Here is an 11,120-nt window from a genome sequence, read left to right as displayed (position 1 = left end):
GCTGCGCTCGCTCCGCGTGCCTGCCCGCGATCGTGGCCGGGCTTCAAACCCTCGGACCGGGCTTCCAACCTCCCAGCCGGGCTTCGAACCCCCGGGCTGGGCTTGGAACACCGGGGCCGGGCTTCGAACCTCCCGGCCGGGCTTCGAGCCTTCGGGGTGGGCTTCGAACCCCCGGGCTGGGCTTCGAACCCCCGGGCTGGGCTTCGACCACCGGGGCTGGGCTTCGAGCCTCTGGGCTGGGCTTCGAACCTTCCGGCTGGGCTTCGAGCCCTCGGCCCGGGCTTCGAACTCCTGGGCCTGGCTTTGGACACCCGGGTCTGGCTTTGGACACGCGGGCCTGGGGGTGGGGTTTCGGGGGTCGGGGGACCCCGGGGCGGGGGTCGCGTAGCCTCGCGCGGGACAATTCTTCGCAGGGGACGAAGACGCCCGAGCGTTGGGGGGCTTGTGTGAACGCCACGCCGTGGAGCGGGCCGGAGTGGGACGACCCGGCGCTGACCCGGCTCGCCCGGCAGCTGCGCGACGCGCACCGGGCCGTGGCGCCGCTGCCGCCGCAGACCCGGCAGCGGCTCATCCGCCACCTCCTGGCGATCACGGATCTGGCGAAAAGGGACTCCGACCTGGCCGCCCGCAGGCTGGAGGCGTTCCTGGCCGATTTCCACGAGGCGCCCGACGTCCGTTAGCGTGCGCAGTGGCCGGATCCGGTCCGGTCACCCGGCGAGACGGGGGCGAGGCCGACAAAAACGCCAGCGACACGGCAACTTCTGCGTGCAGGTGATTGTGTCCATGCTGAGGGTCCCTTAGTTTCGTTCGGGCAAGGGGGGAACTAGAGGAGTAACCCATGAACAAGCGTGAGCTGGTCGACGCCATCTCTGACCGGCTGGGCAGCAAGAAGGCCGCAGCCGAGGCCGTCGACGCGATCCTGGAGGCGATCCAATCCGCCGTCGCCAAGGGCGACAAGGTGGCGATCACCGGGTTCGGTTCGTTCGAGAAGGCCGACCGGCCTGCCCGTACGGCCCGCAACCCCGCAACGGGCAAGACCATCGAGGTTCCCGCGACGTCCGTGCCGAAGTTCAAGGCCGGGGCGGACTTCAAGAACCTGGTGGCCGGCAAGAAGTAGCCTCACCGCGCAGCGCCCGGGACCGTACCGAACGGTCCCGGGCGCTGCCGTTTCCACGGCCCGTTCAGGTACCCGGCAACGGGAACGTCGACAGCGTCACCACCGCGACCCGGTCGCCCTCCATCGCCAGGTTCACCCGCTGCCCGAAGCGCAGCAGCCGCAGGCCCCCCGCCGCGAACGCGTCCGCGTCGAACGGCAGCTCCGTACCGTCGTCCAGCAGCACGCTTCCCGCCCGCGCGGCCGGGTCGAAGTCCTTCACCGTCCCCTGCATGCGGGAACCCTATCCCCGGCCGTAGCCGGCGGACGGCGCGAAATCGGGGAGCAGCGCGGCGACGGCCGCGGTGCGCGGGCCGGTGCCGAGGGCCAGAGCGGCGCGGAGGTCGTCGGGGGTGTCGACGTCGCGCCGGACGCTGTCGGTCCCGGGCAGCAGCAGCTCGCGGGCGCCGCGCGCGCGGTGCGCGGTGCGGGAGTCCCCGCCGAACGCGGGAGAGAAGGGGACCCCGGGACGCGCCGTATAGAGCGTGGTACCGATGCCCGCCGCGTCCGGGACGAACGCCTCCGGCGCCCGAGCCGCGGCGTCGAGGACCGCGGCGAGCTCGTCCGGCCGCAGGGCGGGCAGATCGGCGGACAGCGCGCCGACGCCCGCGTCCGGGGCGAGGTCGCGGCCGCGCCCCGCGCCGTAGATCAGGGCCGGGTTCAGCCCGGCGTCGGGCTCGTCGGGGACGATCCGGGCGCCGAGCGCGGCCAGCTCCCCGGCGGGGACGGGATCGTCGGTGACCACTATCACATCGCGGACGCGGGCGCAGCGGAGCGCGGCCGCGACGGTGTCGGCGGCGACCGCCAGGGCGAGCGCCTCGCGGTGCGGCCCCGCCGCCGCCGACATGCGGGTCTTGGCCCTGGCCAGCACCTTGACCGGCACGACGAGCGACCACTCGGGATGAGGCGCGCTGGGCGCTGGGGTAGACATGGCAACTCGACACTATGCGCAGACAACCGCGACACTTGTGGACACCCCGCGTTCACGTCGGGTACGGATGGAGGAGGGACGGGTCATGAGCCACGGGTACTCGCCTGGCTGGCGCAAGCTCACGATCGTCATCCTGCGGCCCCTGCTGTTCGGGCTGCTGAGACGGGACTGGCGCGGCCGGGGCAACGTGCCCAGGACCGGCGGCGTGATCATCGCCGCCAACCACATCTCCGAGTCCGACCCGCTGGCCCTCGCGCACTTCGTCTACGAGGCGGGGCGCTACCCCGTCTACCTGGCCAAGGCCGCGCTGTTCAGCACGCCGATCGTCGGAGCGGCGATGCGCGGCACCGGCCAGATCCCGGTGCACCGCGACCGCGCCGACGCCGCGCTGGCCCTCAAGGACGCCGAGAAGGCGCTGGTGGACGGCGAGTGCCTGATGTTCTACCCGGAGGGCAGCTGCACCCGCGACCCCGAGCTGTGGCCGATGACCGGCCAGACGGGCGTGGCGCGGATGGCGCTGCAGACGGGCGCGAAGGTCGTCCCGGTCGCGACGTGGGGCGCGCACGAGCTGCTGCCGTACAAGAAGGCCGAGCAGCGCGGGCTCGCCGGGAGCCTGAAGAAGGGGTTCCACCCGTTCCCGCGCAAGACGATGAAGGTGATCGCGGGGCCGCCGATCGACCTGTCGAAGTACGAGGGGCTGCCGCTCTCCAAGGAGACGCTGCGCGCGGCCACCGACGAGATCATGGACGCGATCTCCGAGCTGCTCGGCGAGCTGCGCGGCGAGCGGCCGCCCGCCGAGCGCTACGACCACCACCGGGTGCTGGAGGAGCGGCGCCGCGCCGCCAAGGAGGCCGAGGACGCGGCGGCCGGGAACGCGGCGGCCGCCGGGACCGCCGGGGTGCCCGACCCGGCCGGGCCGGCGGACGGCGCGTCCGACACCACCGAGAAGACGAAGGCGGGTGACTCGTGACCTACCGCACCGCGGTGATGGGCGCCGGGTCCTGGGGGACCACGTTCGCCAAGCTGCTGCACGACGCGGGCGGCGAGGTCGCCCTGTGGGGGCGCCGGCCCGAGCTCGTCGAGTCGATCAACGAGCGGCACGAGAACGCCGACTACCTGCCGGGCGTGGAGCTGCCCGCGGCGATCCGGGCGACCCTCGACCCCGCCGAGGCGCTGGACGGCGCCGACTTCGTGGCGCTCGCCGTCCCGGCGCAGAGCCTGCGCGACAACCTCTCCGGCTGGGTGCCGCTGCTGCCGCCCGGAGCCGTCCTGGTCAGCCTGATGAAGGGCGTCGAGCTCGGCACCACCCGGCGGATGTCGGAGGTCGTCCGCGAGGTCGCCGACGTCCCGGAGGAGCGCGTCGCGGTGTTCAGCGGGCCGAACGTGGCGCGCGAGATCGCGACCGGCGAGCCGAGCGCGGCGGTCGCCGCCTGCGTGGACGAGCAGGCCGCGGTGGGGCTGCAGGCCGCCACCATGACCCCCTACTTCCGCGTCTACACCTCCACCGACGTGATCGGCGTGGAGCTGGGCGGGGCGATCAAGAACGTCGTCGCGCTGTGCGTCGGGATGTCGGTCGGGCTCGGGTTCGGGTCCAACACCCAGGCGGTGCTGATGACCCGCGGGCTCGCCGAGATCACCCGGCTCGGGATCGCGCTCGGCGCCGACGAGCACACCTTCGCGGGGCTCGCCGGGATGGGCGACCTCGCCGCGTCCTGCATGTCGCCGCTGGCGCGGAACCGGACGTTCGGCGAGAACCTCGGCCGCGGGATGACGCTGGAGCAGGTCGTCGCCGCCACCAAGCAGACCGCCGAGGGCGTGAAGTCCTCGGAGGCGGTGCTGGAGCTGGCCCGCAAGCACAACGTGGAGATGCCGATCACCGAGGCGGTCGTCTCGGTGCTGTACCACGGCACCCCCATCACGGAGGCGGCGATCTCGCTGATCTCCCGTTCACCGAAGCCGGAACGGTACGGAGTGTGACCCGTGGACGACGCGAAGTCGCGTCCGGCCGCCGGGGCACGCCCGGATCGTTCGTGGCCGCGCCGTACTGATCACCGGTAGGGTCGGGAATCATGTCCCAGGTTTCCAAGATTCGCGTGGCCGTGGTGTTCGGCGGGCGCAGCTCCGAGCACGCGATCTCCTGCGTCACCGCGGGCGCCGTGATGGCCGCGATCGACCGGGACCGCTACGAGGTGCTGCCGATCGGCATCGCCCGCGACGGCCGCTGGGTGCTCGCGCCCGAGGACCAGCGGCTCGCGATCCAGGACGGCCGCCTGCCCGAGGTGTCCGGCGCGGGCAGCGCCCTGGCGCTGCCGTTCGACCCCGACAGCCGCGGGCTGATGGTCGTCGAGCCCGGCAGGGTCCCCGCCACGCTCGGCGAGGTCGACGTCGTGCTGCCGCTGCTGCACGGCCCGTACGGCGAGGACGGCACCATCCAGGGCATGCTGGACCTGGCGGGCGTCCGGTACGTCGGCGCCGGGGTGCTGGCCAGCGCGGTCGGCATGGACAAGGGCTTCATGAAGCTCGTCTGGCAGGCGCGCGGGCTGCCCGTCGGCCCGTACGTGCTGATCGGCGACCGGGAGTGGCGCCGCGAGCGCAAGCGCAAGCTCGACGAGGTCAAGGAGCAGCTCGGGCTCGCCGCCGGGCGGGCGGTGTTCGTCAAGCCGGCCCGCGCCGGGTCCAGCATGGGCATCACCCGGGTGACCGACGAGGCCGACCTGGAGACGGCCGTCGAGACGGCCCGCGAGCACGACCCGAAGGTGATCGTGGAGGCGGCGATCGAGGGCCGCGAGATCGAGTGCGGCGTGCTGCAGGGCGTGGACGACGGCCCGCCGGAGGCGAGCCTGCCCGCCGAGGTGCTGATGGCCGGCGACCACGACTTCTACGACTTCGAGACCAAGTACCTCGACGGCGGCACCCGGATGGCGATCCCGCCGGACCTGCCCCCGGAGGCGATCGACGAGGTCCGGACCATCGCGGCGCAGGCGTTCGAGGCGCTGGACTGCGAGGGCCTCGCCCGCGTCGACTTCTTCCACACCCCGGACGGGCGCTGGATCCTCAACGAGATCAACACGATGCCGGGGTTCACGCCGGCGTCGGCGTTCCCGCAGATGTGGGCCGCGACCGGGCTGGACTACCCGTCGCTCGTCGACCGGCTGATCCAGACCGCGCTGCGGCGCTCCACCGGGCTCCGCTGACCCCGGCGCCCGGCGCCCGGCGCCCGGCGCCCGGCGCCCGGCCCCCGGCTCCGGAAGCGGGCCGCGGCGCCGTCTTCCGGTTCCCGGTGAAGGCGGTTTGACGTGTCCTTCGCGGCGGTGAAATCCGGCTGAAACGCGCCCCGGCCAGGATCGGGACCGTTCCCGGTCACCGTTCTGGAAGGACGCCCGCCTTGACGCTCTCACCCGTTCCGCCCGCCCCGGCCGCCCCCTTCACGCTGGAGGGGAGGGGGCGGCCGGTCCCCGGGCACGACCGCTGGCATCCCGCCATCCCGGGGGTCGCCGAGGTGATCACCGGTGGGACCGTCCGGATGGAGTGCGCGGCGCGCGAGCCGGGCGAGGACGCCGTGCTGTGCGGCCCGCTCGTGGTCGTCGGCGCGGAGCCCGGCGACGTGATCGTGGTGGACGTCCTCGGCGTGGGGCGCGCCGACGGGGTGTACTGCGCGTCCGGGCATCCGGGCCTCATCGGGTGCGCGCCGCGGTCCGTCCGGGCCACGCCGCAGGGCGACCGGGGCCGGATGCTGCTCGGCGGCGTCCATCCGGCGGCCCGCGCCCGTGTCGCGGCGGAGGCGGTGCGCAGCGCGGACCGCGGCCGGGAGATCGGCGGCTGCGCGATCGCGCCGCTCACCGCCGGGTCCCGGATCCTGCTGCCGGTGCACGTGCACGGCGCCAAGCTGTCGGTCGGCGACCTGCACTTCCCGCTGCGCGGCGCCCCCGACTGCGGCGCCTCCGGGCTGGCCGGCTGGATCGACCTGCGGATCAACCTGACCCGGCGGGGCGTCGAGCGGTTCCGGGTGACCGGGCCGATGCTGATGCCCGACCCGTCCCCGCGGATCGCCTAGCCGCGGGCGCGGCCCGCCGTCTCTCCGGACCGCGCCCGCACCGCCCGCCGCTTCCGGGCCGCGACCGCGCCGCTAGGCGCGGAACACCTCGCCGCCGTCCACGTTCAGGATCTGCCCGGTGATCCACGCGGCGTCGTCCGACAGCAGGAACAGGCACGCGCCGACCATGTCCTCGGGGGTGCCCATCCGCTTGAGCGCCATCTTCTGGTCGACGATCTTCTGCGACATGTTGCCGGGGACGACCTTGCGGTTCGCCTCGGTGTCGGTCGGGCCCGGCGCGATCGCGTTCACCCGGATGCCCATGCTGCCGAACTCGTGCGCGAGCTGCTGCGTCAGCCCGTTGATCGCGACCTTGGCCAGCCCGTAGAAGCCGGAGTACTGCCAGGCGGCCGTGGACGACTGGTTCACGATCGACCCGCCGCCGCGCGCCTGCATGTGCGGGTAGCAGGCGCGCGCGCAGAGCAGCGCGCCGTCCATGTTCACCGCCATGAACTTCTTGTAGTAGTCCCAGTCGACGGTGAACAGGAAGTCCAGCTTCATCGTGCCGAAGATGGCCGCGTTGTTCACCAGGTGGTCGATGCCGCCGAACCGCTCCACGGCGGCGGCGGCCATGGCCTCGGTGGACGCCGGGTCCGACACGTCCGTCCGCACGAACAGGCCCTTGATGTCGTCGGCGACGGCCTGGCCGCGCTCGTCGACGTCCGCGACGACGACGGACGCGCCCTCCGCAGCGAGCCCCCGCGCGTACGCCTCGCCGATGCCCTGGGCGGCGCCGGTGACGACCGCGACCCTTCCCTCGAACCTCATGCTCACAGTCCCCTCCGCGCGCGGCCGTCCGGCCGCTGTTTCTGGACAGGTGTCCAGACTACAGTTCAGGACCGTCCGGGGCGCAAGGGCGGATCGCCGCGATCCCGGCGTCCATCGCATCGCGAAGATTCGGGACGGGAGCCCTGAAGCAGGGCGAAATGATCTAGGGTGAGCGCCGGGGGAGCGGTGGCACTGCAGCGGATCAAGGTCGGGGCCGTCTACGGCGGCGCGCTGCTCGGCCCGCTCGGCGGCGGCGTCGTCTCGCCGATGCTCCCGGAGATCGGCCGGTCGGTGCACGCCTCGGCGGGCGCCGCGGCCGCATCGCTGACCGCCTACTTCGTGCCGTTCGCGCTGGTCCAGCTGGTGTCCGGGACGCTCGGGGAGCGGTGGGGCCGCCGCCGGACGGTCCGGATCGCCTACCTCGTGTACGCGGCGGGCTCGCTGGTGTGCGCGCTCGCGCCGGCGCTGGGCCTGTTCCTCGGGGCGCGGGCCGCGCTCGGCGCCGCCAACGCGTTCACCTCGCCGCTGCTGCTCGCCGGGCTCGGCGACATCGTGCCGCGCGACCGCCTCGGCCGGGCCGTCGGGGCGTACTCCAGCTGCCAGGCGGCCGGGCAGTCGTTCGCGCCGCTGGTCGGCGGCCTCGCCGCGGCGTCGTCGTGGCGGCTCGGGTTCGTCGTGGTCGCGGGGGCCGCCGTGCTGCTGGCGTTCGCGCCGCCGCCGGGGGACCCGCGCCCGGCCGCGGCGGCACCGCCCTGGCGGCCGCTGCTGAGCCGGCGGATGGGCCTGCTGTCGGCGGCCTCGTTCGTGTCGTACCTCGGCGCGTCCGCGCTGCCGTTCCTCGTGGCGCTGTACGCGCGGGAGAAGCTGCACGTCGGCGCGGACCTCACGGGCGTCGCGCTGCTCGGGTTCGGGGTGGCGGGGCTGGCGCTCGGCGCGGTCTGGGGACGCGTCGCCGAGCGCGCCGGGGCGCGGCTGTGCGGAGGAGTCGCGGCCGTCGTGACCGGGGTGTTCGTCGCGGTGGTCGGGGCGTCCGGCTCCGTGGGCGCGCTCGCCGTGTGGTGGACGCTGGCGGGCGCCGGCGCGTCGATGATGACCGTCGCGCTCCAGAGCCTGACGATGCGGGCGGTGCCGCTGAACCGGGGCGGGGCGCTGTCGGCGGTGTCGGCGTTCCGGTTCGGCGGCGGGGCGGTCGCGCCGCTGGTGTGGCTGCCGGTCTACCACGCCGGCGCCGCGGGCGCCTTCGCGGCGGCCGCGTGCTCGTTGCTGCTGGTCGTCCCGGCCCTCGCGCTCGCCGGCGACCCGGCGGGGTGACGATCCTCACCGGACCGTGCCATTGTTGGGCGCCGGGACCGCAGGTAACTTACTAGACGTCTCGTCAATAGCCTGTCGGCGCGCCGGAGGGAAGCCCATGTCGGTCCAGCGTCCGCCCGTACGGCCCCCGGAGCCGGAGAACATCGTCCTGCAGGCGCGCGACGTCCGGTTCGACTGGTCGGACGTCCCCCTGCACTGGATCCCCCGCGACCCGGTGGCCACCCACCTCATCAACGTCCTGCACATGCTGCTGCCGGCCGGCGAGGAGTGGTTCGTCAAGGTCTTCAAGGAGGCCGTCCCCTACATCCGCGACGACCGGCTCCGCGAGGACGTGCTCGGCTTCATCGGCCAGGAGGCCATGCACGCCGCCTCCCACGACGCCGTCCTCGACCACTTCGTCGAGCAGGGCCTCGACGTGCGGCCGTTCGTCCGGCAGGTCGAGTTCGTCTTCGAGGACCTGCTCGGCGACCGCGGCCTGGAGGGCGACCGCAAGCGCGCCTGGCTGTTCGAGCGGATCGCGCTGATCGCCGCGATCGAGCACTTCACCGGCGTCCTCGGCGACTGGATCCTCAACGCGAAGGCGCTGGACGAGGCGGGCGCGGACCCGATGATGCTGGACCTGCTGCGCTGGCACGGCGCCGAGGAGGTCGAGCACCGGCACGTCGCGCACGACCTGTTCATGCACCTCGACGGCTCGTACGCGGCCCGGCTCCGCGCGATGGGCGAGACGATCACCATGCTGGGGGCGCTGTGGCACCGCGGGCACCGCTTCCTGATGGCCCGCGACCCGATCGTCCGGGGCCGGATCAAGGGCGGGCTGCGGCACCTGCGGCGCACCGGCCCGGCCGGCCTCACCCCGGACGGCCGGATGGTCGGCGCGTCCGTGCGGCGCTACCTCAGGCGCACCTACAGCCCGCTGAACGAGGGGTCCACCAGCCAGGCGCTGGCCTACCTGGCCGCGTCCCCGGCGGCCCGGGCGGCCCTGCGATGATCCCGCCCGACCTGCGGGGACGCCGCGACCGCGATCCGTTCTGGGTCGCGGTGAACGCCGCGTTCAACGGCATCCAGCGGTTCCGCGCGCTGCGCGCCCCCGGCCCGCCGGCCGTCCGGCCCGTCGACCGGACGCTGCGCCTGACCGTGCGGGAGGTGCGCCGCGAGGCCGACGACGTCGTCAGCCTGCGGCTCGCCGCCCCCGACGGGCGCGTCCTGCCCGCGTGGCAGCCCGGCGCCCACCTGGACGTGCTGCTCGCGTCAGGGCGCCGCCGCCAGTACTCGCTGTCCGGCGACCCCGCCGACCGGCGCGCCTACCGGATCGCCGTCCGCCGCCTGCCCGACGGGGGCGGCGGCTCCGTCGAGATGCACGAGCTGAGGGAGGGCGCGCCGGTCGCCGTCCAGGGACCGCGGAACGCGTTCCCGTTCCTCGCGCACGACCGGTACGTGTTCCTCGCCGGCGGCATCGGCATCACCCCGATCCTGCCGATGGCCATCGCCGCCGACCGGTTCGGCGCGGACTGGCGCCTGGTCTACACCGGACGGACCCGCGCGTCCCTGCCGTTCCTGGACGAGCTGCCCGCCGGCCGCGTGACCGTCCGCACCGACGACGAGCACGGCGTGCCGTCCGCCGCGGACCTGCTCGGCGACGTCCCCGACGGGACCGCCGTGTACTGCTGCGGCCCCGCCCCGATGATCGACGCCGTCCGCACCGCCGTCGGCCTGAACGCGACCCTGCACTACGAGCGCTTCGCGCCGCCGCCGATCGTCGGCGGGAAGCCGTTCGAGGTGGAGCTGCGCCGCAGCGGCCGCACCCTCGCGGTGCCCGCCGACCGGTCCGCGCTCGACGTGATCAGGGACGAGCTGCCGGACGTGGCCTACTCCTGCCGGCAGGGCTTCTGCGGCACCTGCCGGACCGGCGTGCTGGCCGGCGCCGTGGACGACCGCGCGCCGTCCGACCAGGGCGACGACTCCATGCTGGTCTGCGTCTCGCGCGCCACCGGAGGGCGGATCACCCTCGACCTGTGATCCGGCGGAGGCCACGCCCGCTGCCCGGATATGCCAGGCTTGGGGAAAGTGGTCCCGTCCTGAGGAGAACGCGCCGTGCCGCCAGCCGACCTGCCGGATCGCATCGGCCCCTACCGGGTGGCGGACCGGCTCGGCGAGGGCGGGATGGGGACGGTCTACGTCGGGCTGGACGGGACCGGCCGCAAGGTCGCCATCAAGGTGATCCGCCGCGAGTACGCCGCCGACCGGCAGTACCGGGCGCGGTTCCAGGCGGAGGTCGCGGCGGCGCAGCGCGTCCGCCCCTTCTGCACCGCGCCGGTCCTCGACGCCGACCCGGCGGCCGACCCGCCGTACCTGGTCACCGAGTTCGTCAACGGCCCCAGCCTGGACGCCGCCGTCGCCAAGGACGGCCCGCTGCGCGGCGCCGACCTGGAGGCCGTCGCCGTCGGCATCGCGACCGCGCTCACCGCGATCCACGACGCGGGCGTCGTGCACCGCGACCTCAAGCCCGCGAACGTGCTGCTGTCCACGTTCGGCCCGCGCGTCATCGACTTCGGCATCGCCCGCTCGGTGGACGGGACGCGCCTCACCGCGACCGGCGGCATCGTCGGCACGCCCGCGTTCATGGCGCCCGAGCAGCTCGACGGGCGCGGCGCGACCCCCGCGTCCGACGTGTTCGCGTGGGGCGCGACCGTCGCGTTCGCGGCGCGCGGCGGCCCCTGCTTCGGCGGCGACTCGATCCCCGCGATCATCCACCAGATCGTCAGCGGGGAACCCGACCTGGGCGGGCTGAGCGGGACGCTGCGGAGCGCGGTCGAGGCGGCGCTGGCGAAGGACCCGGCGCGCCGCCCCGCCGCGCCGGCGCT

13 protein-coding genes are annotated in these 11,120 nt (G+C 74.4%); 10 read left to right on the top strand and 3 right to left on the bottom strand.

Features of this window, described 5'->3' with window-relative positions; genetic code table 11:
• The first annotated feature begins 446 nt into the window (after positions 1 to 446).
• The gene (locus ABZ914_RS37170; protein ID WP_190859668.1) at positions 447 to 680 is read left to right on the top strand and encodes an SCO5555 family protein; all 234 of its coding nucleotides are present in this window, start codon (positions 447 to 449) and stop codon (positions 678 to 680) included.
• A 158-nt stretch (positions 681 to 838) separates the two neighbouring features.
• Complete coding sequence (locus tag ABZ914_RS37165) at positions 839 to 1,117, top strand: HU family DNA-binding protein (protein ID WP_151542535.1); 279 nt, start codon at positions 839 to 841, stop codon at positions 1,115 to 1,117.
• A gap of 64 nt (positions 1,118 to 1,181) precedes the next feature.
• Here the strand turns inward: ABZ914_RS37165 and ABZ914_RS37160 are convergent, their stop codons facing one another.
• Entirely contained in the window at positions 1,182 to 1,388 is a 207-nt protein-coding gene (locus ABZ914_RS37160; protein WP_190859670.1) for a hypothetical protein, read from the bottom strand.
• A 9-nt stretch (positions 1,389 to 1,397) separates the two neighbouring features.
• Positions 1,398 to 2,084, bottom strand: a complete 687-nt coding sequence (gene cofC, locus ABZ914_RS37155) for a 2-phospho-L-lactate guanylyltransferase (protein WP_500199041.1) — start codon at positions 2,082 to 2,084, stop codon at positions 1,398 to 1,400.
• Between the two features lie 85 nt (positions 2,085 to 2,169).
• Between cofC and ABZ914_RS37150 the strand changes: the two genes are divergently transcribed.
• The 4 genes from ABZ914_RS37150 to ABZ914_RS37135 all read left to right on the top strand — a co-directional run bounded on the left by ABZ914_RS37150 (position 2,170) and on the right by ABZ914_RS37135 (position 6,138).
• Complete coding sequence (locus ABZ914_RS37150; protein ID WP_500199040.1) at positions 2,170 to 3,054, top strand: lysophospholipid acyltransferase family protein; 885 nt, start codon at positions 2,170 to 2,172, stop codon at positions 3,052 to 3,054.
• Positions 3,055 to 3,071: 17 nt separating this feature from the next.
• Positions 3,072 to 4,061: an NAD(P)H-dependent glycerol-3-phosphate dehydrogenase gene (locus ABZ914_RS37145; protein WP_190859846.1), complete on the top strand. Its 990-nt coding sequence runs from the start codon at positions 3,072 to 3,074 to the stop codon at positions 4,059 to 4,061.
• Between the two features lie 92 nt (positions 4,062 to 4,153).
• The gene (locus ABZ914_RS37140; protein WP_500199038.1) at positions 4,154 to 5,278 is read left to right on the top strand and encodes a D-alanine--D-alanine ligase family protein; all 1,125 of its coding nucleotides are present in this window, start codon (positions 4,154 to 4,156) and stop codon (positions 5,276 to 5,278) included.
• Between the two features lie 191 nt (positions 5,279 to 5,469).
• The gene (locus ABZ914_RS37135) at positions 5,470 to 6,138 is read left to right on the top strand and encodes an acetamidase/formamidase family protein (protein WP_500199037.1); all 669 of its coding nucleotides are present in this window, start codon (positions 5,470 to 5,472) and stop codon (positions 6,136 to 6,138) included.
• Positions 6,139 to 6,210: 72 nt separating this feature from the next.
• On the opposite strand, the gene ABZ914_RS37130 is transcribed toward ABZ914_RS37135, so the two are convergent.
• Positions 6,211 to 6,945, bottom strand: coding sequence for an SDR family oxidoreductase (locus ABZ914_RS37130; protein WP_433139750.1), 735 nt, complete (start codon positions 6,943 to 6,945; stop codon positions 6,211 to 6,213).
• A gap of 168 nt (positions 6,946 to 7,113) precedes the next feature.
• On the opposite strand from ABZ914_RS37130, the gene ABZ914_RS37125 reads away from it, so the two are divergent.
• From ABZ914_RS37125 to ABZ914_RS37110, 4 genes are all read left to right on the top strand, one after another.
• A complete protein-coding gene (locus ABZ914_RS37125; RefSeq protein ID WP_500199035.1) occupies positions 7,114 to 8,256 on the top strand; it encodes an MFS transporter in 1,143 nt (380 codons plus the stop codon).
• Positions 8,257 to 8,353: 97 nt separating this feature from the next.
• Positions 8,354 to 9,247, top strand: coding sequence for a metal-dependent hydrolase (locus ABZ914_RS37120; protein WP_433139744.1), 894 nt, complete (start codon positions 8,354 to 8,356; stop codon positions 9,245 to 9,247).
• On the top strand, positions 9,244 to 10,275 hold the full coding sequence (locus ABZ914_RS37115) for a PDR/VanB family oxidoreductase (RefSeq protein ID WP_500199033.1): 1,032 nt from the start codon (positions 9,244 to 9,246) through the stop codon (positions 10,273 to 10,275). Before ABZ914_RS37120 ends, ABZ914_RS37115 begins: the two co-directional genes overlap by 4 nt.
• Before the next feature lie 75 nt (positions 10,276 to 10,350).
• A partial coding sequence (locus ABZ914_RS37110; protein ID WP_500199031.1) for a serine/threonine-protein kinase occupies positions 10,351 to 11,120 on the top strand: 770 nt, incomplete at its 3' end.

The organism is Spirillospora sp. NPDC046719, assembly GCF_040645715.1.
Taxonomy (GTDB): Bacteria; Actinomycetota; Actinomycetes; order Streptosporangiales; family Streptosporangiaceae; genus Spirillospora.
Note: the sequence above shows the minus strand (reverse complement) of the source record. Positions and strands in the feature narration are given on the sequence as shown.